Raw genomic sequence first — 22,788 nt, forward strand, 5'->3', positions numbered from 1 at the left:
AGGAGCAGAACTTCCCTACGGTATCCGTTTTACTTTCACACCCACTGTGCCTTGCCAAAGAAACGCTGTAAAACAGCTTATAACATGCGCTATCAATTTATTAAATCTTGGATTAGTAATATATTGAGAAGGATCAAGCTTGAACTAACGATAGCTTGGTGTTACCTACAATAACTAATCAGATGTTTGAGAAAATTATACAGAGATTGGCATCCACGAATGACTATTCAGAAGACCTGATTCTAAAAGTTGAGGACATTTGTAATTATTGGTCAAGCATTAGTGATTCAACCTCTTCAAAGCTTAAAGAGATAGTAGAGAAATATCAATACGAAAATCTTAAAAATATTAGAAGAGATGACTCACAAACTACTCATTTAGAATTCTGGAAGGATATTGGAATATTTTCTCTTTCACCAGCTTTAGAAGACCATGATATAGATGATGACTTCATGCTGTTTATTGAAGATTTTCACGGTAAAATTAACTTCTCAAATGTCAATGAAATTGAAGATGAAGAATTAGACATCTATTACGAGCTATTGGATAGACTCTTCTACACTTGGATTTCATTTCTATGGCAAGAATGTGACGGAAGCAGATCAGGAATTCCCACTTGCACAGTTGAGAATAATAGTATAAGAATGTTCTACTTCAATGATTTCTTATTTGACAACATCTCCTCTTTCCACAACGAATGGTTTGACAAACGAATTGATGGAACTGCATTTAATAGAAAGTTAGCCCCCGAAGAAATTTTTGCACGAACCAATAGAAATATCAAACGTGCAAATAAAACTATCAATTGGATATTTGAACGAGATCATGAACATATAGAACTCACTATTAATAATAATGTCACAAGCATCAAAAATTCTGATCAAAGTGAAGAGGAAGTATTGCATGAACCGAATACAAATTATGATAATAGTCATGAAGTAGCGGCTAAATATTTTATCGAGCGAAGCAACGAACTGATTAATGATAATTGGAAACTAAAGGAAAAAAAGTAGGTAACACGCTGTATATTTCATGGCTGGTTAGTAGTTTTCGAGGCTTTGGTTCTTCGTGGAAATCCCGTCAATCTGCAAGATTGACTACGTGGTAAATCGAAATTTTACTACCTTGAATTCAGCCACGAAAACATACAGTAAACGTTGTACGACATAACTCCCCAAAAAAATGGCAACAAAAAAGAAAGGACAATTAACGGTAGTAACTGAGTGGACTAAGCACCTTCGTAAGGACTACAAGCGCATCTTCTGGAAATCAGAACGACAAGTTGAAAAATCGGAAATCAACAAAGAAATTCAATCTAGAGACTCGTGAAGATTCACTGAATAAAGGGAGTACTTGATATAACTAGCTAACGACCTAACTTCTGCAATAAAGAAATACCCAAATTAAAAATAGAGCCCACTTATCAATGAATGAACAGCCCAAAAAACACCTTACAGAGAAAGAAAAAGAAATTAGTAACAACATTCGATCAAGTACAATGGAACTTCTGCTGCTCTACAGCAGTGCTGAACAACAAAGAGAGTACGCAAACCAAGTTGGAGATCAAACTGCTATTACTGAAATGGTTTGCATGTGGTTTGATGATCTTTATGATATTAACTCTGTAATATTTCGTTATGCATTTGCTCATTTCGAACTTTTGAAACTTGAGGACTTTAACAAATTCTTTGATGAGGTCGATGAGCTAATCCCTGAAGACAGCATAGATGAGCTACTAGACGATTCTAATTGGAAAATACTGATGGAGAAAGCCTCTGTCCTACATCTTGAATTAACAAAGTGGAACAAAGGAACTCCACACAAGAAATAATATAGCACATACCTCTACTGAGATACATGAACCTGAAGTGCAAAACCGATAATTTAAAAATCCCAGAGGCACGTGCCATATCTGGCCATTTATCACCATAGTTTAGGACAGAGTAGATACGAATTATTAAGACTTAAATAAGGACAAGACAATCAAGTTGACGGTGAAATACTTTGCCGATAAATTTGGGACTGACAAATTCAAAATTAAAGACCATTGGGACGCTGACTTACATTCAATCGGACTGACGGACTTTTCAGAAAAAAATTTAATCTACTTCTCAAGCTACGGTAAGACTGACAATGTTTTTTACGTTGCGCTGGAGAATCCACCTCAAGACAACAATGGTCATCCTTATACGCCTGCAGGTGACTTTGACCAAGTTGACTTAAAAGGTCTTGAAGATCTTTTTATTAGACATTTGAGAATAAAAACTTAGGATATGCAACAAGATATATAAATCATACCGACACGTTTTATAGACAACCGTCAAACTCAACAACATTCTACTTTCAAAATATAAAACACCTACATATGAGTAATTTAGTTTTTGAGAAATATGCAGAAAAAATCAAATCACTCGAAAAAGATTATATAAAAGTTGATGCAGAAACTGTAAGTAAATCTCCTTTAGAAGACCCACTAGAAATAAAAGAGAACAAATTTGGCGGGCTACCATTTTTCCCAATTGAAAAAGAATACCCTTATGATAGCAAAGGAAATCCAATGTTATTAATAGCCCAATTGAACTTATTGGAAATTCCAAATCTTAAAAATTTCCCAGATGACGGTATCATTCAGGTTTTCTCATCTGTAGAAGAGTATGGTGAGTATAAAGTAATATTTCACGATGACGAAGAGGTATTCTACGAATCAATAACCGATTTCTCATTCCTTGATAAGTTAAAAAAATTAAAATATTTCAACTACTTCTTCATTAGAGGTGTACATCAATTATCATTCTCTATAACTAAAGACAAGGGTAACTTCACAGATTCAACATTCATCAATTTATTTAATAGTTATTCATATAAAGAGCTTAAGGAAGAGTTAGATAAAATAGACTGGGAGACCAAAGACCAATACTTTAACACAAAAGGCAACAAAATCGGAGGTTATAGTAACTTTATACAAGAAGATCCAAGAAGTTATAAAGATCACATTTCAAATTACATTCAATTTCTTCAAATAGAATCATCAGAGAAAATCATGTTTGGAGATTGTGGTATTTTCAGAATCTTAATCAATAAGAATGACTTATACGACATTGACTTCTCTAATTCTGTAATAGAATATGATTGTTATTAGCTTTAGTCACAGCACCTTGTGCCAGTGGGTAGCTTTTTACTTTTAAGCAATTATTCAATTGGAATAGAGATTTCCTACTCTAATTCTTTCTCATATTATGAGGTACTAAATGATGTTATCCTGTTCAACCCTTTCAGGGTTATGATATATTGATTGCTGTAAAATCCAGATTGTCATCTGGAGCTAATATGGTTTCTTTCCTTTGGAAACGGTGTTTGCTGTATGAAAAAATAATCCCGAAGGGATTGAACAATAGTAGCCTTCGGCGTAAGCCTGAGATATAAGTAAATTACATTTATCCAACCCCAAAGGAGTTGAACCTATAAACCATCGATGAGTTTAAAACTTCCGATTTCAATTATACCTCTGCTTAATAGGTAGCTAGAGCATATGCTTAATACAAAAAAGAACTATTCAATTAGCTATCATACTTAGAGCTTTAGTTGGATATGTATTTCCTCCACCAAAAAAAATAAAATAACAACTTCTGAATCGAGTTAAGTTGTATCGCGAGTGATAGTACTACACAACTCGAACACTATACCTATTATCCCCTATTAGAGCAAAGGTACTGTTAGCAACTACCCAGTTGCTATCCTTCCTTATTTCTTACGTATGTAATTTCCTACTTTTCTGCCCACAGCAAGTCCCCTTCTACCTCCCTATCTTAGGATTATAGTTTCTTTATTAATCATTTAACCTATTTATCAACTATGGAAATCTATAAGACCAGCTTTCCAAATGAGGAGTTTCCTCAGCGCTTCCCCGATGCAGAAGCAGTCGTAGAGGGCTTAAATGCCCTGTCCATCCTTTACCACGACAATCAGGACAAGGAGTCCTCTTTTGAGAAGTCACGTATCAGTCGCTCTTATTCTGCTGAAAAAGATGCGGAAGAGCTGAGTTTAATCCAACGTCAGCTGCCTAGTGCACAGTCTGCCCTTACCCAAGCAGAAACAGACGGTGACCCTGAGATTATTGCCCTTCGTCAGAAAGAATTACGAACCCTGACAGACCGTATCGATGTGTTGGAAGAAAAGCTTACCAAAGCAGGTATCAGACAACAGTTACTCAACGAGCTGACGGCGGCAGGCGCCAGTGCCTTGGCTGATAGCGCAGAAGAAAGAGGCTATGCAGTGCTTGATTGGCTAGAAGCTGGTGGCACAGGTATTCAGGGTACTTTCAAGTTTCTGAAGCGCACCGTAACCGCCAACTGATCTTTTATATTCTTGGCTTCGGCTTCGCTCAGCCACCTCTTTTTTGGTTCCTGAGTGGAGTCGAAGGACTATATTTTAGTTTTTAACTCATGAGGATTTCTAAAAATAGAATCCCCCATCAGCACTCGCTAATGGGGGATTTTTCATATCAAACTTTTATCTCTACAGTCTAATATCTACTATCTTACGTCCTCAACAGGCTATATAGCCAAGCATTAGGCATAATTGCTACAAATCCAAAGCCCATAAATCCGGATGAACATAAAAATTCTTTTTGCGCTTCTCAGAAACCTAGGAGTAAAAAACTTTAAAAAAGGAGAAATAATCCTAAATGAAGGCGACTCCAACAAGGTTGTTTTTTTCATCAGAAAAGGATTGGTGCGTAGTTATTTAATCAACGAGAAAGGAGAAGAAATCACCTTTCAGTTATTTCCCGAAAATCAAATTTTTGGTAACGTACACGCCATTTTGTTTAATGATTCTTCCAAATTCTTCTACGAAGCCTTTGAAAAAACCAAAGTGTATTACACCGACCTCCAATCATTTCAGGAATTGACCGCTTCCTATCCTGATGTTTTGGGCACCAACCGAGGAGGGGTTGGAAGACAAATCCTCAAACAAGCCTTTCAAAGGTTAGATTCCTTTGTTTTTTTATCTCCGGAAGAACGTTACCGGCAGTACATTAAGGATCATCCAAATATCATTAACCGCGTACCGGATAAATACATTGCCAATGTTTTGGGCATCACACCGGTTTCTTTAAGCAGAATCCGGAGCCGTATTGCAGGAAAAAGGAAGTAACCCTTCGACATTTATTATCTTTTGTTAATGACATTTTCTTAGCATCCTACTTTATTTTGTCCAAAAGATAATGTCGTCAGCAATGAAGAATTTAGTTTTATTATTCGGTCTTTTATTCGCTTCTGTTGTTTCATATGCCCAAGCTTCTATCCTTGGAAAATGGGACACCGGAAAAGAAAACACCACGATTGAAATTAAATCCGTGGGTAGTGAATTTGAGGGAATCATTGCTTCCTCGGACAACAGCCAAGCCACGGCCGGAAAGCTGATAATCAAGCACGTTAAGCGAGGCGGTGAAATGTATAAAGGCAAAATATATATCATCAAAAAAGACCGTTGGGTAGATGTGGTTTTAATCCCAAAGGATGGAATCTTAACAATAAACATTTCAGCAGGCTGGCAAAAGAAAACCTTGAATTGGAAAAAAATAAACTAAATGGAATCATCTTTAAAGGTTATGGACTCTATAAAATGGTATTTCTTCGGCATCATTTTAATTGCGGCAGTAATTGAAGTGATTTGGGCCAATCGGAAACATATTCAAGTATTTAACTACAATGAAAGCCTTGGGAACCTGGGTGTTTTTATTGGTAATCAATTGGCTCGTCCCCTCTCTTTGGCTTATAAGTATATGGTTTTGGGTTGGATAGAATCGTTTCATTTTTTTGATATACCTACTAATGTTTTCACTGTTATACTCACATTTTTTGTAACAGAATTTGGCTATTATTGGCACCACCGACTAAGTCACGAAGTGCCCCTACTTTGGACATTGCACCATACACACCATTCGGCCATGAAGATGAATTTAACTACTGCCCTGCGAATCAATTGGATGGGTAATTTTGTGAGTCCGCTATTTTACATTCCTTTTGTATTGGTTGGGTTTTCGTCAAAAATAATTATCACCTGTTTGGCTATCGGCTTGTTTTTTCAATACTTCCTGCATACTGAAGCCATTAAAAAACTTGGCTTTTTAGAAGGTGTTTTTTTCAATACTCCTTCGGCTCATCGTGTGCATCATGGATCGAATAAAAAGTATATCGATAAAAATTATGGCGCTATTCTCATTGTTTTCGATAGAATTTTCGGAACCTACCAACCTGAAGAAGAGAAAGTGGTTTACGGTGTTACCACCGGATTTTACAGCAACAATCCACTCAAAATAAACTTCTTACCTTTAATTGAATATTTTAAAGGAAATTGGAAAAGAGAAAAAAACAGGATCAAAGATATTGACTCAAATTAAAATTGTACTTAACAGTTTATAATCGCAATAGTATACCGTGACCGTTAACTGATCCGATTAGTACCTAAAATTAAAATCCCCCATCAGCACTCGCTAATGGGGGATTCTTATGTCTAATGTCTCCAATCTACTATATCAAGTCTCTTCCGCAGGTCTTACCTCTTCCAGGTTTTGGCTTTCCTCTTCGGTAAAGAGCCTTGAGTGAATAATAAACCGGACACCCATCGGGATTTCAAGGGAAAAGCTGGCACCCCTGCCCTCTGTTATTCCAACGGTCAGGTGTGTATGTTTCCAGTATTCAAATTGGTCGCTTGACATATAGAAATCACAACCGTAGATATTGCCTATCCAAACGTCACTACTACCCAACTTGAATTCTCCTTTAGGGAAACACATGGGCGATGAACCATCGCAGCAACCGCCACTCTGGTGAAACATCAACTCCCCATGCTGGTCCCTTAGTTCTTCTATTACTTCTGCCGCCTCTGGTGTCAGGGCGACCCGTGTTGCTTTTTCCATTTTTTAAAAAGAGACAAGAAGCTGGAGCCTAGAATCTAGATAAGTCTAGCTTCTTGTTTCTATCTTCTAATAAAAACCTAACTTATTCTTGTCGTAAGAGATCAGGATATTCTTGTTTCTGCGGTAGTGATCGAGCATCATCAGATGGTTCTCACGACCGAAGCCTGATTTCTTGTAACCGCCAAATGGCGCGTGTGCCGGATATGCATGGTAGTTGTTGACCCATACACGACCTGCCTCAATATTGCGGGCGATGTTATAAGCTTCGTGCATATCCCTTGTCCATAAGCCTGCACCTAATCCATACAGGGTGTCGTTGGCAATTTCCAATGCTTCCTCTTCTGTCTTAAACGTAGTCACTGATACTACCGGACCGAAGATTTCTTCCTGGAATACCCGCATCTTGTTGTTGCCCTTGAAGATGGTTGGCTCTATGTAATAGCCTTTCTCCAATCCGCTATTCATCTTGCAGGCATTGCCACCAGTCAGCACTTCTGCGCCTTCTTCCTTACCGATCTTCAGGTAAGACAGAATCTTTTCGTACTGGTCGTTGGAAGCCTGAGCACCAAGCATGGTCTCCTTATCGAGTGGATGACCAACCTTGATTTTCTTCACGCTTTCCACCACCTTTTGCATAAAGGCATCGGCAATGTCTTCATGTACCAGAATACGGGATGGGCAAGTACAAACCTCACCTTGGTTAAAGGCAAACATCACGGCGCCTTCAATACATTTTTGCAGGAACTCATCGTCCTTATCCATCACGTTTTTCATAAAGATGTTCGGTGACTTACCGCCCAACTCCATCGTTACCGGGTTCAGGTTTTCAGAAGCGTACTGCATAATCAGACGACCTGTAGTGGTTTCACCCGTAAAGGCTACCTTGCCTACTCGCTTCGACTGTGCCAATGGCTTACCTGCTTCCGGTCCAAAACCTGTTACGATGTTCAGTACACCGGCAGGCAATACATCCTTGATCAACTCCATCAGTACCATTATACTGGTTGGCGTCTGTTCTGCTGGTTTTACTATGGTACAGTTACCCGCAGCCAATGCAGGCGCAATCTTCCATGTAGCCATCAGCAGTGGGAAGTTCCAAGGGATAATCTGTGCTACCACACCAATTGGCTCCTTGATGTTCATGGACACTGTATTCGCATCCAGTTCAGATACAGACCCTTCCTCTGCCCTGATCACGCCCGCAAAGTAGCGGAAGTGGTCAATACAAAGCGGAATATCTGCATTGACTGTCTCACGGATTGGCTTACCGTTGTCTACAGTGTCCACCGCAGCCAGATACTCTAGATTCTCCTCCATGATGTCGGCGATTTTCAAGAGCATGTTGCTGCGTTCTGTTGCAGAAGTTTTCATCCAGTCTTTCTTCGCCTTGTGTGCTGCATCGAGTGCTTTTTCAATGTCTTCAGCAGTGGAACGAGCCATCTTAGCGATCAACGAACCGTCAATTGGAGAAGTGTTTTCAAACCACTGTCCCTTTACCGGATCGACGAACTCACCGCCAATAAAGTTGCCGTAGCTTTCCTTGAATTTAGGACGCTCCACCATCGTTTTTTTCATTGTTGATTCCATGTGTGTTGCTTGGTTTAATTAAGTAAATACTTGAGTTAACTGAAGCGAAGAATGTATAAGGAATGGTCAGTATGTGATATCAATTGGGGAAAGTAGCTCTTTCATGCCTCTGAGATATGTAATATTCCCATCAGCCACATAACTTTCCTATTCCAATACAATTTTGGTTAATCGTTATAGTATAAACGTAATAATTACATTATAAAAATTCAAGATATATTGTATTATAAAAATATCTATATATCAATTTGATATAATGAAGTGGATGCAACACCCTCCAATTGTCTATAAATTGTTATATGATATAACCTATAGAAATACCATACTGTATCTATAAAAGCAAAGCCTTGCAAATTGCTCCACAAGGCTTTGCTTCCTGATTAGACAGTAATCACTTCTTTCTATTGTTCTTAATATAGTTAATGGCTCCGCCTGCCAACAACATATCCCGTTGTCTTTCGCTGATACTGTAAGTCACTGGTATGGCAATATTTTTTCCTTTGATACGAACTTCCAACTCCTTACCACCCTTTACAGATTCAATAATATGATCCATTTCGAGTATATCACCCTGTTCAATCTTGTCATAATCTGTTGGGGTCTTAAACTCCAAGGGAAGGATTCCAAAGTTGATCAGGTTTTGCCAACCTATACGGGCGTAGCTTTTTGCTAATACCGCTTGCTGTCCCAAATAACGTGGGGTCAATGCGGCATGCTCACGGCTAGAACCTTGTGCATAGTTCTCACCTGCTACCACTACAAAACCACCATGCTGTTGGGTCGCTTCCTTTGCCCTGTTATAAAACTGCGGGTCAATGACACAATAGGTGTATTTACTAATCTCAGGAATATTGCTTCTTAGCGGCAATACTTCTGCGCCTGCCTTCAGGATTTCATCTGTGGAAATATTGTCACCCATTTTCAGCAATACTGGTGAGGCAAATGAATCGGGCAAAGCCTCAAACTCAGGCAATGACTTGATATTTGGACCTTTTACCAGTTTTCCATTCCCATTGCTTGGAGGTGCTTCCAATAATTCCTTGCTCGTTTTATAATGGTCTGCTTCCTTGAATTGTGGGTATTTCATACTGTACAGGTCTTCCAGCTTTCTTGGGTCTGTGATCTTTCCTGTCAAGGCTGCTGCCACAGCTGTTTCGGGACTACACAGGTATACCTGATCATCCAATGTACCCGACCTCCCCGGAAAGTTTCTTGGCATCGTTCTCAGGCTGATACTTCCTGATGCCGGTGCTTGTCCCATCCCGATGCATCCCATACACCCTGACTGGTGGATTCGGGCACCACCCTGCAATAGTGGCCCCAGCCCTTTCATCTCTGTCAACCTCAGCAATACTTGTCGGGTGCTTGGGTTTACATCAAACGACACCTCAGGATAAGCCGTCTTTCCTTTCATTATTTCAGCTACAATCCAGAAGTCACGCAACCCCGGATTGGCTGAAGAACCTATCACGACCTGATTCACTTCTTTTCCTTCTACCTCCTCCACGGTCACCACATTTCCCGGACTGCTCGGGCAAGCAATTAACGGTACCAACTTATCCAGTTCTATTGTTTCATGGGCGTCATATTGTGCTCCTATATCTGCTTTCAAGGCTACCCATTCATGGACTCTGCCTTCCCTTTCCATAAATGCCTTTGTTATTTCATCAGATGGAAAAACTGTGGAGGTTGCTCCCAACTCAGTACCCATATTGGCGATCACATGACGGTCCCAAGCAGAAAGGTGCTTAAGCCCTTCCCCATAATACTCCAATATAAATCCCCGTCCTCCTTTAACATCATATCGCCTGAGCATTTCCAGTACAATGTCCTTGGCACTTACCCAATCAGGCAATTGTCCTTTCAACTCTATCCCCATCACCTTGGGCATCTTGACATAATAAGGTTCTCCGGCAGATGCCAATGCTACATCTAACCCTCCTGTACCAATTGCCAGCATGCCTAAACCTCCACCCGCACAGGTATGGCTGTCTGAACCTAACAATGTCTTACCCGGCATGCCAAAACTTTCCATATGTACAGCATGGCTGATGCCATTTCCTGCACGGCTATACCAGTAGCCAAATTTATGCGCTGCCGATTGAAGAAAGAGATGGTCGTCCGCATTCTTGAAGTCTGTCTGGAGCAAGTTGTGGTCAACATACTGTACAGCACATTCAGCCTTGGTCTTATCCAAGCCAAATGCCTCCAGTTCTAGCATCACCAACGTTCCGGTGGCATCTTGCTGCAATACGTGGTCAATCTTGAGTCCTATCTCTGTTCCGGGTTTCATTTCACCAGAGAGCAAGTGTGTCTTAATCAGTTTATGAGTTACTGTAAGCGGGTTCATAGAGTAAAATATTTTGTCTTATCGTTCTGTTGAGAAAAGTCACTTCGTATCACGCCTATCCCTATGAGTATAAAAAGAAAGCCGCCCCTTTGGTTCAAAAGGACGGCTAGATCACAACATCTTATGGTATGTTATGGAGAGGTAAAAACAAACCCTACATTGACGGAGAAATAAGGCTGCCCATCCAGTCCATCGCCTTTAAAGGCTGCATTGTATCGGGCTGAAAGAATCAATCCTGAGAAGTCACTGTAATCATACATTACTCCCACCTCAGGGGCAATGGCAAACTGCCATGCGTCACAAGTGTTCTGGTAAATCCCCAATTCCGTCTTTCTTTCTGTATAGACGGTTCCCACTCCAATTCCTACAAAGGGTCTTACATCCGAATCTGTATTCTGAAAGTAGTCAGCCGTAAAATAGATAGGGACACTATTGGTGTAACGAAATTGCTTACCAGAAATCACTAGTGTTCCATTCTCGATAGGGTCACTGTTTTCGTCATAAAACACATTCCATGCTACCGAGAACCCAACACTTACATTGGGGTTTACCAAAGCACGGTAATCGTACTGCACACCTCTAAAGCTAACTTCTCCTATATAGTCATTGAGGTCACCGGAGGGAAAAGCAATGGAGTATTGTATCGCATTGTATCGCTGTGCGTTGGCCTCATGAAAAGCAAAAGCCAATATTCCCAGCAGGCATATCAAGATCTTTTTCATATTCATCAGTATGGTTTAGCGTTGCAAATAAGGAGACTGGTCAAACGCTTTATTGACGCCTTCTTCAATCCTGTTGGTAATGTTGGTATTGCTTCCTTCCAGTAAGCCGTTGAGGACGCCCGACCAAACAACTGGTGCTCGGTCATCGGCTGTTTGATTGTTTGGTTCAGTCAACTGGATAAACACCGATCCTGTACGGTAACTAGACACTGATGGGTAATAATACCCCGGATAATACCATCCCCAAGGGTTGTAGTAACCTCCAAAGTACCAGTTCCAATAATACCAATCATAATAGTAAAATACGTTAGTGGTCTGGGAAACTGAAACTAGTAATACCACATCCGCTCTCTGTTCAAGACTAACTTCTTGCCACCCATAGTTCTCCATATTGTCACGAACTGTATTTAGGATAGCAGAACGATATGGTTCGTCCACAAATTCGGGCTCATTGTCATCATCGAAATCTGTAAAATCATCATCGTCAATAATGACCACCTCATTAGGCATCGAATAAGTCATCGCTGTCAGTGTATCAAAATCAGGCTGCCGGTTGGTGAGTACCACATCCAGTTCATCCACATAATCAGGACCTTCAGGGTAGCAACCGCAAAGCGCCATTAGACACATAAAAAGCAGTAAGCAGTTTTTTTTCATAGCATAGTATTTTGTTGAAGTCAGTTGATAAAAGCCATCATCGATCCATTGACTACTCAATGTTATTAGATGCGCTTTCAATTATTTAAAATAAGAAATTTCAAAAAAACTTACATGCTTTTCTCTTTCTATTCTACAAGGGATATCCAACTACCAAAACCTTGGTCATAGCAAAAAGTATCGAATAAGTAAGCATTAATAAGTGAATGAGCATTTTTTCAATATGACTATTACATCCTACAGCTACCCTTGACAAACCTTCTTTTCATACTGTTCTATGCGTTACAAACCAATAGCAAGAGTAAAATGATAAAGGATTATTTATATAATATCTTATATTTTTTATAATTTTGTGAAACTAGAATATTAAAAAAGACAGTAAATCAGGGAGGTAAGTAAAGTAAACATTACACTCCAAAAGAAAGAGTGTTCTACTTGATCACTGCTTGTTGCATTGACAGCCACCTGATCACCTCTCCTATTAAATAAAGGGCATTTAGAATGCCTCATCTGATTTAGACATTTCTGCTGGCCGTAGGCTAAGCATGATATAAACCTATACCACATTATGTTAGAGTCATTAAGACTATTAGACAACTTACGACTGAACTTTTCCCCAGAAGGACTTACGTTACTCAATATCGCACTATCCATAGTGATGTTTGGAGTTGCCTTAGAAATCAAACCGGCACATTTTCGGTCGTTAATTGAACAGCCTAAATCTATCCTGACAGGCGTATTCTCACAGTTCTTGGTACTTCCGGCGCTTACTTTTCTGCTTACCTTATTGCTGAAGGATTTTATCACTCCTTCGATTGCCTTGGGTATGCTGTTGGTTGCTTCATGCCCGGGAGGTAACATTTCCAACTTTATTACCAATATGGCAAAAGGGAATGTTGCCCTTTCAGTAGGGTTAACAGGAATTGCAACGGTGGGTGCTATATTCTTCACCCCAATCAACTTTTCTTTCTGGGGACAGCTATATATCAGCTTTATTGAAAGTAATCAGGCTGAGGTCTTGGTAAGACCACTGGAAATAGACCCGTTTGAAGTTTTTGAAACCGTATTCCTTATTCTTGGTCTTCCACTTCTGACAGGATTAGTGGTAGCCTATAAGTTTCCCAATATCACAGAGAAACTCGTAGGTCCTATCAAGAAACTGTCTGTCGTTATTTTTGCTGCTATTGTTGTTATTGCCCTCAAGAACAACTTCAGTTACTTTATGCAGTATGTCCACTACCTGTTTATCATCGTATTGCTTCACAATGGTTTGGCTTTGATTTCTGGATTCTCAGTAAGTACCATTTTCAGACTACCAAGTGCTGACCGCCGTACGGTTACAATCGAAACAGGTATTCAAAACTCAGGACTTGGACTGGTACTGCTTTTCAACCCTGAAATCTTCCCTGTTGACCTTCCTACTGGAGGGATGGCTTGTATTACAGCATGGTGGGGTATCTGGCATATTATCTCAGGGCTGACCATCGCATGGACATGGGCCAATCACAAGCGACTTACTTCTAAGCTAGCTACAATCGTTAGCTAGTTTTTATAAATAAAAAGGCGAGGCGTAAACAGTTGTTACTCCTCGCCTTTATTTTTTATCCTCCATTCCTGCTGGTGATTCAGCAAACTACTTTTGCTAGACTTATTCATTCCCAGTGTTCGTAGTGTTTTTATTTCTCTCATAAAACCTTCTTGATCTCCGATAGGGCCTTTGCTATCGTTGGCAAATATCTTTTCATTTCGCTCCCAGTAGGTCTGAACCTCTTCTGATTTTATGACAGGTGTATGCCTAAAGGATGCTTTCTTATTCTCTAACCTGAACCTGTCCCACCACTGGTAGAAGTCTTTGAAAAAGGCATCTGCAGTCTTATGTTTCACATACTGAAGTCTGTCAAAGTAGAAAGCCTCGCTTTGCCTGTATTCTGCTTTACCAACCTTGAAGACGGTATAAATGGCTTTCAACAGCCTGAAAAAATAATAAAGCAACAACAGTCCGAACAACAGCAACAACGCCACTTCCCACCAAGGTAACCCCAGAATCGTTTTCCCTTGTTTCATCTCCTCACTGTCATCTGTTGCATTGGATAAACTATCCTGCATGGTAGCCAACACACCCAGATTCGGATTGGCTGCCACCTTAACCTCTCTAGGAGGTGTCTGCTTGGAGGAAATCTTTTTGGTATAAGGATTCCACCAGCTCACCTTTTCAGGTGGCAACTCAAATGTCCCTTCCTTTTCCAGCAGGTAACTGGCTGTCTCGATTCTGATACCGTTGGCATTCTGATCATCACGGCGGTCAAGCAATTGGGGAGATTTGGGATAAATGCTTGCCCAGTCCACTTTTTGCATGGCAACTTCAGGGATAAAAGCAGGCAACGTTCCCCTACCTGAAATGGTAATGGCTCTTTCCAATACATCTCCGACTTTCAAGTTGTCCAGTGGCTTATTCCACTTCTCACTGATAAAGACATTATTGGCTACCATCCAGTTTTCCTTCTTCAAGTCTTTAGGCACCTCCTTTACCTTGAAAGAAATCGGTTTGGTCTTTACCGTAACAGTTCTTGATGTACTGCTTCCTTCGGGTGGTGTTTCTGCTTTAATGCTAATAGGTGGCACCTGATAGTCTCCGGGTTCGTAAGGGAATACGATATAGAAAAACTCCAACCCCGCATATTGCTTTCCATTGATGTTGTGCATACCACTTACCGTACGCTCAAAAGGCAAGATAAAGGCATTGGGTATTTGCAGGTTTTCGAACTCTAATGGAGCTGTAAACCACGTAGCGGTATAGACGGTTACCTTTACCCGAAAAGGCTGTTGCTGGTACACTGACTTCGGATAAGCGTAGGCTGTTGCAAAAGCCTGCGCCTTTACCTGACTCCATGATGCCAGTACCATAACCAATATGATGAGAAACCTTACCATTGCTCTTTCGGTTGTTTGACATCCTTGAAATACCGCTTCTGCTGCAAGCGGAACCTTTTCTGAAGAAACCCCGCCGGATCAGCCGGTGCTTTTTGGATCAAAAGCTGCTGTCCTCCCGATGGCTCAGCCTCAATATCCTTTACCATATCCTGATCTTCCATCTCTTTCACTTTCCTGATACCTGTTTCCTGCTCGTCAGTGGCACGCTCCCCATCCTTAGGAAGCTCATCTGTCTGCGTATCTGATGTCAATTCTTCATCGGGACTTTCAGGTTTTCTTTCTTTCAAGCTCCCTTCTTTCTTGGCTCCTTTTTTCTGATCAAATCGAGCAATGGAATCCATTTGAATCATTGCCTTTTCCAACTGCTGCTTACTGGTAGCAGCTTGAGAAAGTGCAGGGTCTTTTTCCTCAGCTTGATCAAATGCCTCCATCGCTTCGTTATACCTGCCTAACTTAGCCAAAGCAAGCCCTCTGTTATAATCACCATTGGCTGATGAATCCATCGCATACAATGCTGCTGCTGCCTCATAGTTACCTGCCTTGTAATAAGCTGCTGCTTGATGCGACAAGTCCTCAAACTTTTCGGCTGCTTCTTCAAACTTCCCTTCCTGATACAATAACTGACCTTGATAATCAGCTGTGTACCACCAGTCTGCCTGAGGACTTTCAGCACTGCATCCACCAAGTATAAATAATATTGGTAATAGTGATTGCAACACCCATCCTCTCCTAAACCAGAACAGTACAATCAGTAAGACTGGAACCAGAAACCACAACCCCATATCTTCCCATTCCTCTTGCTCCTTGTCGGACTGCTGAAAGGTCAGGTTCTTCCTTACCCGTTTGGCAATCTGCCTGACATCCGTACTGTCCAGCGTCAACTGGTGAAGCCTTATCTTCTCATTTCCTGACAGTCCGTTTATCACTTCCATATCAGGTTTGGCTACAACGGTCTTTCCTCTGCCAAGCCCTGGCACTTTACCGCCATTGGCGGTAGCCATCAACAGGATATCCACACTATGCGGTGTATTGCCTACAAAATCCTGTAACTGTGACGACTCATCGGCGGAAAGCTCATCTGTCAGCAACAATAACGTACTAGGCGCTTCCAGGTCCTGCATCAATGTATCCACTACCTGCATCAATATCTCAAAGTTTCTGCCCTGTACCGGCATGATACGGGGTTCCAAAGTCTCGATGTAATGCTTGACAATGCTGTAATCTGAGGTAAAGGGCACTACAGTGTGTGAGGTTCCTGCAAAGGCGAATAATCCTGTTCTCGCCACAGGGTTTTCATCCAGCAGGTCCTGAATCTTGAACTTTGCCCGTTCAAGCCTGTTCGGTTGCAAATCGTCCACCAGCATAGAACTAGAAAGGTCTAAACCAATGAGCAGTACAGCCTCCGTCTTTGCTCCGGGCACCTTCTTTTTCTGCCATGAGGGTCCTGCCAATGCTAATACCATCAGGATTCCTCCCAAAAGGAAAGTTAGTAAAGGACCTAATGATGCAAAGCGGTTCCCTTTTCTGATCATATAAGGGCGAAGAGATGCCGCAATAAGGTGCTGCCACCTGTTTCGTTCCCTGAAGCTGAAAAAAGTCAGCACCGTAAGGAATAACAGGGGTATCATCGCCCAAAGCCATTCTTTCCTTATAAAGTGGAATTCATCCATTGTTTATCATTCCTATCTCAACAAGTGGTTACCTCACGATTCCTTATGAAAAAGTAATCTTGTCAATACCCTTAAAAGCAAAAAGCATAACGCCACACCAATCGCAGCAGCCAATGGATACTTGTACAGTAATGTCACAGGCTTGTAAGCCTCCTCCTCATACTCTACAGGCTCCAGTTCATTCAAGATGGTATAAACCTGCTTGAGTTGATGCTCATCCATCGCACGGAAATACTGACCGCCTGTAATTTCAGCCACCCGCTTGAGGGTGGGTTCATCCAGTTCCTGTCCTTTCTGGTTTGGATCACCAATACCCAAGGTATAGATCGTTACACTATCTTCTTTGGCTAGCTGAGCAGCATCTTCAGGGGTAATTCCCTGACCACTATCTGAACCGTCCGTCAGCAACAACATCACCTTCTGCTCTAGTGAATCCTTCTTGAGTATGTTGAGTCCATAAGCAATAGCATCACCTATATAAGTCATCTGTCCTGCCATCCCTACTTCTGACTCATTCAGGAGCCACTTAATGGTACCCAAGTCAGCAGTAAGCGGTGCTTGTAGGTAAGCGTTGCTCCCGAACAGGATCAGGCCTACTTTATCACTCTCACGAGTTTCCATAAAGTCGCCCATCACTTCCTTTACAGCCTCCCACCTTGAGACACGCTTTCCCCCAACGATCCAGTCTCTCTCATCCATGCTTTTCGAGATATCCGCAGCTACCATAAAGTTGCGTGCTGTCTTGATCTTCTGCTCCGGCTTCCCTACCAGCTGTGGAGAAGCCATTGCACCCAACAGTAGTAGCCAAATCAATGAAAGGGATATCCACCCCATCAGGTTACGTCTGCTGACCCATGCCGCCTTTCTTGGCTTTTCTCCCAACAGCACATTTATCCTTTCAAAGAAAGGCACCACCAATGCTGACCTCCTTTGTTTCAGCGGCGGAAGTAGCCAATAAAACAGTAAGGGCAATGGCAACAGGTAAAATACCCACAGGTATGCAAATTCAAACCTCATGCTTTCTGATCCATATTTTAGATTTCTGAACAAAGGTGGGTACCCATCCCTGAATACTGACAGTATCAGGTCGGTAAAGTATCTCGTCCAACATGGCAGCATCTTCAGGGGTAAAGGAAACCTCCTTACAGGTTTTGTTCAGCAGCTCAGTCCATTGCGTTCCTCGTAAGGCTGCTACTTTTCTTCTTCCGTATAAACCTGCTGTTATCCGTTTCAGCAACATCACTGTTTCAAAAGCAAGCTGATTGGATTGGGTTGGAACGTAATAAGTCGTTGTCATCAACTTTAGATGCTTTAGGGCATCCCTTCTGTACTGGTTCCTTTTGTATTGCAACCAAATCCTTAATGCCACCAAGCTCCCAATCAAGAATATCAATCCCAATAAGACATACCAACCGGGTGCACCAAAGCTAAACCCGATTGGAGTTGGTTCTATCAGTTCGCCTATTTGGATTGGGTCCTGTTGCATCAATTACATTGTAGTTAGAGGCTTATGCATACTTTATTTCGACTCCGCTCAATAATCGTTTTGCCTTTTCAGGGCTGAAATATCATTTACTTGACGATGGGCTAAAGTCCATCACTGAGGTATTTAATCCCTTCGGGACTTTTGCCCTGAAAGGGTGAAATGATAGTAATGCTAATCCATAGCTCACGTTTTTTTGCATCCTTCCCCTAGCTCTGCTTTAGTAATTCAGTAAGCTGCTGTTCAGCAGATGAGTAGGTATCCAGTAGTAAATGGGGTATTCCATACTTTTGTAGCAGATCCCTCAACTTTGTTTTTAGTTGGGTAAACTGCTCATTGTATAGTTGTCCTGCCTTTCGCTTATCATGCTTCCAGGCTGTTTGGTATTCTCCATCGGAGAAGATAAAAGGCTTGTCCTGCAATGCTACTTCAAAAGGGTCATAGATATGGACCAGTATCACATCATTATGTCGGCTAAGGCTCATCAGTAACTGCTCCGTATCCTGATCCATTACAGAAAAGTCACTGATAATTGTCAACACGTAATCGTGTGTGACTGCCATGCTGGTACGATGCAATACCTCATTGAGACGCTGTACAGACACCGATCGAAAAGGCATCTCTGGCAATCGCTGATTGTAATCTGTAACCAAACGTAGGTAGTGCTCAATCAGCGACATGCTCCTCTTGGGAGAGACAAATTCCAGTTCTGTATCATTGAAGACTATACCACCAAATCGGTCTCCTTTTTTCAAGGTCCAGAAGCCCGACAGTGCTGCTACCTGTGCCGCTATAACAGACTTGACATACCGCTGCGTTCCGAAGAACATGCCTGACTGCTGGTCAATCACGGTAAACACTGGCCGTTCTTTTTCCTCATTGTACACTTTTGAATAAGTAATTCCTTTTCGGGCGGTTACCTTCCAGTCTATATTACGGATATCATCACCTGGCACGTAAGCCCGTACCTCCTCGAAATCCAATCCCCTGCCTCTCAGCTTGGAACTGTGTTTTCCTGCCAAGATGGTGTGAACCGTCCGCTTGGGAAGGTAAACCTGTCGCTGGATAAAATACTTGAGCTTAAGCAGCTCTTCAAGGCTGGTTACTATTTCGAGTGGGTAAGACATAAGAGGAAAAAAGCTGGAACTTTAAAATAATGTGAACTATGGATTATATCACCCCTTCAGGGCTGAATAGTGTGATTTTCATTACGATGGGATGAATCCCATCGCTGACATATATTGTCCTCTCAGGACTTCTGCCCTGAAAGGACAATATATAAGCAAGTATTGAATTGGAATAGAGATTTCCTACTCTAATCCTTTCACATATTATGATCTATTAAATGATGTTATCCTATTCAACCCTTTCAGGGTTATGATATATTGATTGCTGTAAAATCCAGATTGCCATCTGGAGCTAATATGGTTTGTTTCCTTCGGAAACGGTGTTTGCTGTATGAAAAAATAATCCCGAAGGGATTGAACAATAGTAGCCTTAGGCGTAAGCCTGAGGTATAAGTAAATTACATTTATCCAACTCCAAAGGAGTTGAACCTATAAACCATCGATGAGTTTAAAACTTCCGATTTCAATTATACCTCTGCTTAATTGCAATGGACTGAAATCCATCGTGATGGAACGTCCTAGCAGCGATAGTCTAATCCATAGCTCACGTTAAAATAATGTGACACTACTATTTCCCTATGCCACCAATACATTTTTCAATACCTCGTCAATCACCTGATCTGCTGTAATCCGTTCCGCATTGGCTAAATAGCTAAGTACTAAGCGGTGCCGCAATACATCATGTGCTATGGCTCGGATATCATCAGGAGAAAGGTAATCCCTGCCATCCAGCCAAGCCACTACCTTAGCACAACGTTCCAGACTAATCGTTCCTCTAGGGCTTGCCCCATATTGAATCCAATGCTTCAGGTTGTCCCCATACATCTCAGGGTAACGGGTGGCATTGATCAGATCCACGATATATTGCTCGGCAGCTTCCGAAATGGTTACACTATTGATCTCGCTTCTTGCCCTGAAAATTACTTCTTGCGGAATCGGCTCAAAGGTCTGTTTCTCTCCCTTCCGCTCTGCCCGCAGCATTCTAAGAATGTCTTTCTCTGCATCCACAGAGGGATAGGTAATCAGTACCTTCATAACAAATCGATCCAACTGTGCTTCAGGCAAAGGATAGGTTCCTTCCTGCTCAATCGGGTTTTGGGTCGCCAATACCATAAACAGGGGAGCCATCTTGTAAGTCTTACCAGCTACCGACACCTGCCTTTCTTCCATGGCTTCCAGCAGGGCTGCCTGTACCTTGGCTGGCGCACGGTTGATCTCGTCTGCCAGTACCAGGTTACTGAAAATTGGCCCTGGCTGGAACAAGAACTTTTCTTCCGAATCGGGCTGATAGATTTCCGTACCGGTAATATCTGATGGCAATAGGTCTGGGGTAAACTGGATACGGCTCAGCTTGCAATGCAGATAGGTGGCTAGGCTCTTGACTGCCCTTGTCTTGGCAAGACCGGGCAACCCTTCCAACAGCAGATTTCCGTCTGTCAGTAAGGCAATCAGAATCCGGTCTATCACCGGTCCCTGACCAATCACCGATAATGACATCTTTGCTTTTAGAGACTTGATTTGGGCTAAGGTTTCAGTTTCCATAGGAGGATAATTTAGCAAATAAGCAGAGACATATTGAGTTCGTCTCTGCTTATCACTTAATATGAAATATGCTCAATTACCAGTTGGTCTACCTTGTGTCGTAATCTTTTGGAGCACCTCATCTACACTCAGGGAAGAACCTCGCTTAGGAGGATATTCCTTAAATGTCTCAAGAAACTGTGCTACATAGTTTTGTGCCGGAACAAAGAGCCACATATTGTCCGCATACCACTTGATATAGTTGGCAGACTCAAAAGCTGCATTTTCAAACGGATCGGCACGCAGGTTGACTACTACTGGCCAAGATGGAATCTTGCGGTAAGCCTCATTGATAGGACCTTCCATCACAGCAAAATGCACTTTCCAGTCCTTATAGCGTACAGCATTCAAGTTTCCTCCTGCATCGAAATAGTAGATTTCGTTTCTTGGTCCCTCCTTCTCTTCGCCCTTGAAGAATGGTACAAAGTTATATCCGTCCAGATGTACCTTGAAATTCTTGCTACCTACCTTCATGCCTTTCAGCAGTTTTTCCTTTACGTTAGGATCACCAGCCGCAGCCAGTAATGTAGGTAACCAGTCTTCGCCTGAGAAGATTGTGTTGATCACAGTCCCGGGCTTGATAACACCTGGCCACCTTACCAGGCATGGAGATCTGAAACCGCCCTCATAGGTGGTACCTTTCTCTCCTCTGAAAGGAGTGGAACCACCATCAGGCCAAGTAAACTTTTCTGCTCCATTGTCTGTACCGTAAATCACAATGGTATTCTTGTCAATGCCAAGGTCCTCCAACTGCTGAAGTAACTTCCCTACATGTCCGTCATGCTCCACCATACCATCAGGATACAAACCAATACCGGTCTTGCCATCAGACGCTTTCTTCAGGTGTGTCCATACATGCATACGGGTCGTATTGAACCAAACGAAAAAAGGTTTTTTGGCTTTGGCATTTTTATCGATAAAACTTTGAGCTGCCGTTAACAGCTCCTCATCAATGGTTTCCATCCGCTTGATATTCAAGGGTCCGGTATCTTCCACCTTGCCATCTGCTGTAGACTTCAATACGCCTCTAGGACCATATTTCTTTCTAAACTCAGGGTCTTTCGGATAATAGTAGCTTTCAGGCTCCTCTTCCGCATTTAGGTGGTAAAGGTTTCCGAAGAACTCATCAAAACCATGGTTCGTAGGTAGGTGCTCGTCTCTATCTCCCAAATGGTTTTTACCAAATTGTCCAGTGGCATATCCCAAAGGTTTCAAAAGATCAGCAATGGTAGGCGCATCATCTGGAATACCATGTGGCGAACCCGGCATACCAATCGTTAATAGCCCCGTTCGAAATGGATGCTGTCCCATGATAAAGGCTGCACGGCCTGCCGTACAACTCTGCTGTGAGTAGTAGTCAGTCATCATGGCACCTTCTTTGGCTAATCGGTCAATATTCGGCGTTTGGTAACCCATCATGCCATTGTTATAGGCACTGACATTGGACCAGCCAATATCATCACCCCAAATCACCAAGATATTGGGCTTGTCTTGGGCGTTTGCTTGAGGCACCTGTATCAGCAATAGCAGTAGTATTGAACAGAGAGGTATCAGTCCTTTTTTCATAAGATCATATAATTTGATAGATAAAACTTTATCACGATAAACATCTTATTAGTTAATGTCGGTGACTGAGCGAAGCCGAAGTCTCAATAAACAATCCTCCCTTCAACTACTTTGGCAGGATCAGCATACATTCGCTCAGGGAACATCGAGCGTATTGTTAACCATGGTGAATGTTAATCGTGATAAAGTAAC

At 41.8% G+C, this 22,788-nt stretch carries 22 protein-coding genes; 10 read left to right on the forward strand and 12 right to left on the reverse strand.

Annotated elements, in window-relative coordinates; translation table 11 throughout:
- Window positions 1-182 precede the first annotated feature (182 nt).
- From V6R21_RS23455 to V6R21_RS23495, 9 genes are all read left to right on the forward strand, one after another.
- Window positions 183-1,013, forward strand: a complete 831-nt coding sequence (locus tag V6R21_RS23455) for a hypothetical protein (protein ID WP_334245969.1) — start codon at window positions 183-185, stop codon at window positions 1,011-1,013.
- A 169-nt stretch (window positions 1,014-1,182) separates the two neighbouring features.
- Entirely contained in the window at window positions 1,183-1,329 is a 147-nt protein-coding gene (locus V6R21_RS23460; protein WP_334245970.1) for a hypothetical protein, read from the forward strand.
- A gap of 97 nt (window positions 1,330-1,426) precedes the next feature.
- The gene (locus V6R21_RS23465; RefSeq protein WP_334245971.1) at window positions 1,427-1,831 is read left to right on the forward strand and encodes a hypothetical protein; all 405 of its coding nucleotides are present in this window, start codon (window positions 1,427-1,429) and stop codon (window positions 1,829-1,831) included.
- Between the two features lie 163 nt (window positions 1,832-1,994).
- A complete protein-coding gene (locus V6R21_RS23470) occupies window positions 1,995-2,270 on the forward strand; it encodes a hypothetical protein (protein WP_334245972.1) in 276 nt (91 codons plus the stop codon).
- Window positions 2,271-2,365: 95 nt separating this feature from the next.
- Window positions 2,366-3,139: a YwqG family protein gene (locus V6R21_RS23475; protein WP_334245973.1), complete on the forward strand. Its 774-nt coding sequence runs from the start codon at window positions 2,366-2,368 to the stop codon at window positions 3,137-3,139.
- A gap of 713 nt (window positions 3,140-3,852) precedes the next feature.
- Window positions 3,853-4,353 carry a hypothetical protein gene (locus V6R21_RS23480; RefSeq protein ID WP_334245974.1) on the forward strand — a complete coding sequence of 167 codons (501 nt, stop codon included), beginning with the start codon at window positions 3,853-3,855 and terminating at the stop codon, window positions 4,351-4,353.
- A gap of 255 nt (window positions 4,354-4,608) precedes the next feature.
- Complete coding sequence (locus tag V6R21_RS23485; protein ID WP_334245975.1) at window positions 4,609-5,154, forward strand: Crp/Fnr family transcriptional regulator; 546 nt, start codon at window positions 4,609-4,611, stop codon at window positions 5,152-5,154.
- A gap of 82 nt (window positions 5,155-5,236) precedes the next feature.
- Entirely contained in the window at window positions 5,237-5,590 is a 354-nt protein-coding gene (locus tag V6R21_RS23490) for a DUF2147 domain-containing protein (protein ID WP_334245976.1), read from the forward strand.
- Window positions 5,591-6,403: a sterol desaturase family protein gene (locus V6R21_RS23495; protein ID WP_334245977.1), complete on the forward strand. Its 813-nt coding sequence runs from the start codon at window positions 5,591-5,593 to the stop codon at window positions 6,401-6,403.
- A gap of 135 nt (window positions 6,404-6,538) precedes the next feature.
- Here V6R21_RS23495 and V6R21_RS23500 read toward each other — a convergent pair whose 3' ends face one another.
- From V6R21_RS23500 to V6R21_RS23520, 5 genes are all read right to left on the reverse strand, one after another.
- Window positions 6,539-6,922, reverse strand: a complete 384-nt coding sequence (locus V6R21_RS23500; RefSeq protein WP_334245978.1) for a DUF779 domain-containing protein — start codon at window positions 6,920-6,922, stop codon at window positions 6,539-6,541.
- A 66-nt stretch (window positions 6,923-6,988) separates the two neighbouring features.
- The gene (locus tag V6R21_RS23505; protein WP_334245979.1) at window positions 6,989-8,509 is read right to left on the reverse strand and encodes an aldehyde dehydrogenase family protein; all 1,521 of its coding nucleotides are present in this window, start codon (window positions 8,507-8,509) and stop codon (window positions 6,989-6,991) included.
- Between the two features lie 391 nt (window positions 8,510-8,900).
- Window positions 8,901-10,859 carry an aconitate hydratase gene (locus V6R21_RS23510; RefSeq protein ID WP_334245980.1) on the reverse strand — a complete coding sequence of 653 codons (1,959 nt, stop codon included), beginning with the start codon at window positions 10,857-10,859 and terminating at the stop codon, window positions 8,901-8,903.
- A 131-nt stretch (window positions 10,860-10,990) separates the two neighbouring features.
- On the reverse strand, window positions 10,991-11,581 hold the full coding sequence (locus tag V6R21_RS23515) for an OmpW family protein (protein ID WP_334245981.1): 591 nt from the start codon (window positions 11,579-11,581) through the stop codon (window positions 10,991-10,993).
- A gap of 15 nt (window positions 11,582-11,596) precedes the next feature.
- A complete protein-coding gene (locus V6R21_RS23520; RefSeq protein ID WP_334245982.1) occupies window positions 11,597-12,238 on the reverse strand; it encodes a DUF4136 domain-containing protein in 642 nt (213 codons plus the stop codon).
- 568 nt (window positions 12,239-12,806) lie between these two features.
- On the opposite strand from V6R21_RS23520, the gene V6R21_RS23525 reads away from it, so the two are divergent.
- Window positions 12,807-13,784 (forward strand): bile acid:sodium symporter family protein, encoded by a 978-nt coding sequence (locus tag V6R21_RS23525; protein WP_334245983.1) that lies wholly within the window; start codon window positions 12,807-12,809, stop codon window positions 13,782-13,784.
- Window positions 13,785-13,819: 35 nt separating this feature from the next.
- On the opposite strand, the gene V6R21_RS23530 is transcribed toward V6R21_RS23525, so the two are convergent.
- The 7 genes from V6R21_RS23530 to V6R21_RS23560 all read right to left on the reverse strand — a co-directional run bounded on the left by V6R21_RS23530 (window position 13,820) and on the right by V6R21_RS23560 (window position 22,596).
- The gene (locus V6R21_RS23530) at window positions 13,820-15,169 is read right to left on the reverse strand and encodes a BatD family protein (RefSeq protein ID WP_334245984.1); all 1,350 of its coding nucleotides are present in this window, start codon (window positions 15,167-15,169) and stop codon (window positions 13,820-13,822) included.
- Window positions 15,163-16,839: a VWA domain-containing protein gene (locus V6R21_RS23535; RefSeq protein ID WP_334245985.1), complete on the reverse strand. Its 1,677-nt coding sequence runs from the start codon at window positions 16,837-16,839 to the stop codon at window positions 15,163-15,165. Before V6R21_RS23535 ends, V6R21_RS23530 begins: the two co-directional genes overlap by 7 nt.
- Before the next feature lie 33 nt (window positions 16,840-16,872).
- Window positions 16,873-17,856, reverse strand: a complete 984-nt coding sequence (locus tag V6R21_RS23540; protein ID WP_334245986.1) for a VWA domain-containing protein — start codon at window positions 17,854-17,856, stop codon at window positions 16,873-16,875.
- On the reverse strand, window positions 17,846-18,325 hold the full coding sequence (locus V6R21_RS23545; RefSeq protein ID WP_334245987.1) for a DUF4381 domain-containing protein: 480 nt from the start codon (window positions 18,323-18,325) through the stop codon (window positions 17,846-17,848). The genes V6R21_RS23540 and V6R21_RS23545 overlap by 11 nt, the downstream gene beginning before the upstream one ends.
- Window positions 18,326-18,531: 206 nt before the next feature.
- Window positions 18,532-19,449 (reverse strand): DUF58 domain-containing protein, encoded by a 918-nt coding sequence (locus V6R21_RS23550; RefSeq protein ID WP_334245988.1) that lies wholly within the window; start codon window positions 19,447-19,449, stop codon window positions 18,532-18,534.
- Between the two features lie 576 nt (window positions 19,450-20,025).
- Entirely contained in the window at window positions 20,026-20,991 is a 966-nt protein-coding gene (locus V6R21_RS23555) for an AAA family ATPase (protein WP_334245989.1), read from the reverse strand.
- A gap of 72 nt (window positions 20,992-21,063) precedes the next feature.
- A complete protein-coding gene (locus V6R21_RS23560) occupies window positions 21,064-22,596 on the reverse strand; it encodes an arylsulfatase (RefSeq protein ID WP_334245990.1) in 1,533 nt (510 codons plus the stop codon).
- Window positions 22,597-22,788 lie beyond the last annotated feature (192 nt).

It is taken from the genome of Limibacter armeniacum, from assembly GCF_036880985.1.
GTDB classification, from domain to species: Bacteria; Bacteroidota; Bacteroidia; order Cytophagales; family Flammeovirgaceae; genus Limibacter; species Limibacter armeniacum.

Excerpts from the sequence above, each read along its gene's own strand:
- V6R21_RS23455 (WP_334245969.1), top strand. The coding sequence starts at position 183 with ATGTTTGAGAAAATTATACAGAGATTGGCATCCACGAATGACTATTCA.
- V6R21_RS23460 (WP_334245970.1), top strand. The coding sequence starts at position 1,183 with ATGGCAACAAAAAAGAAAGGACAATTAACGGTAGTAACTGAGTGGACT.
- V6R21_RS23465 (WP_334245971.1), top strand. The coding sequence starts at position 1,427 with ATGAATGAACAGCCCAAAAAACACCTTACAGAGAAAGAAAAAGAAATT.
- V6R21_RS23475 (WP_334245973.1), top strand. The coding sequence starts at position 2,366 with ATGAGTAATTTAGTTTTTGAGAAATATGCAGAAAAAATCAAATCACTC.
- V6R21_RS23480 (WP_334245974.1), top strand. The coding sequence starts at position 3,853 with ATGGAAATCTATAAGACCAGCTTTCCAAATGAGGAGTTTCCTCAGCGC.
- V6R21_RS23485 (WP_334245975.1), top strand. The coding sequence starts at position 4,609 with ATGAACATAAAAATTCTTTTTGCGCTTCTCAGAAACCTAGGAGTAAAA.
- V6R21_RS23490 (WP_334245976.1), top strand. The coding sequence starts at position 5,237 with ATGAAGAATTTAGTTTTATTATTCGGTCTTTTATTCGCTTCTGTTGTT.
- V6R21_RS23495 (WP_334245977.1), top strand. The coding sequence starts at position 5,591 with ATGGAATCATCTTTAAAGGTTATGGACTCTATAAAATGGTATTTCTTC.
- V6R21_RS23500 (WP_334245978.1), bottom strand. The coding sequence starts at position 6,922 with ATGGAAAAAGCAACACGGGTCGCCCTGACACCAGAGGCGGCAGAAGTA.
- V6R21_RS23505 (WP_334245979.1), bottom strand. The coding sequence starts at position 8,509 with ATGGAATCAACAATGAAAAAAACGATGGTGGAGCGTCCTAAATTCAAG.
- V6R21_RS23510 (WP_334245980.1), bottom strand. The coding sequence starts at position 10,859 with ATGAACCCGCTTACAGTAACTCATAAACTGATTAAGACACACTTGCTC.
- V6R21_RS23515 (WP_334245981.1), bottom strand. The coding sequence starts at position 11,581 with ATGAAAAAGATCTTGATATGCCTGCTGGGAATATTGGCTTTTGCTTTT.
- V6R21_RS23520 (WP_334245982.1), bottom strand. The coding sequence starts at position 12,238 with ATGAAAAAAAACTGCTTACTGCTTTTTATGTGTCTAATGGCGCTTTGC.
- V6R21_RS23525 (WP_334245983.1), top strand. The coding sequence starts at position 12,807 with ATGTTAGAGTCATTAAGACTATTAGACAACTTACGACTGAACTTTTCC.
- V6R21_RS23530 (WP_334245984.1), bottom strand. The coding sequence starts at position 15,169 with ATGGTAAGGTTTCTCATCATATTGGTTATGGTACTGGCATCATGGAGT.
- V6R21_RS23535 (WP_334245985.1), bottom strand. The coding sequence starts at position 16,839 with ATGGATGAATTCCACTTTATAAGGAAAGAATGGCTTTGGGCGATGATA.
- V6R21_RS23540 (WP_334245986.1), bottom strand. The coding sequence starts at position 17,856 with ATGAGGTTTGAATTTGCATACCTGTGGGTATTTTACCTGTTGCCATTG.
- V6R21_RS23545 (WP_334245987.1), bottom strand. The coding sequence starts at position 18,325 with ATGCAACAGGACCCAATCCAAATAGGCGAACTGATAGAACCAACTCCA.
- V6R21_RS23550 (WP_334245988.1), bottom strand. The coding sequence starts at position 19,449 with ATGTCTTACCCACTCGAAATAGTAACCAGCCTTGAAGAGCTGCTTAAG.
- V6R21_RS23555 (WP_334245989.1), bottom strand. The coding sequence starts at position 20,991 with ATGGAAACTGAAACCTTAGCCCAAATCAAGTCTCTAAAAGCAAAGATG.
- V6R21_RS23560 (WP_334245990.1), bottom strand. The coding sequence starts at position 22,596 with ATGAAAAAAGGACTGATACCTCTCTGTTCAATACTACTGCTATTGCTG.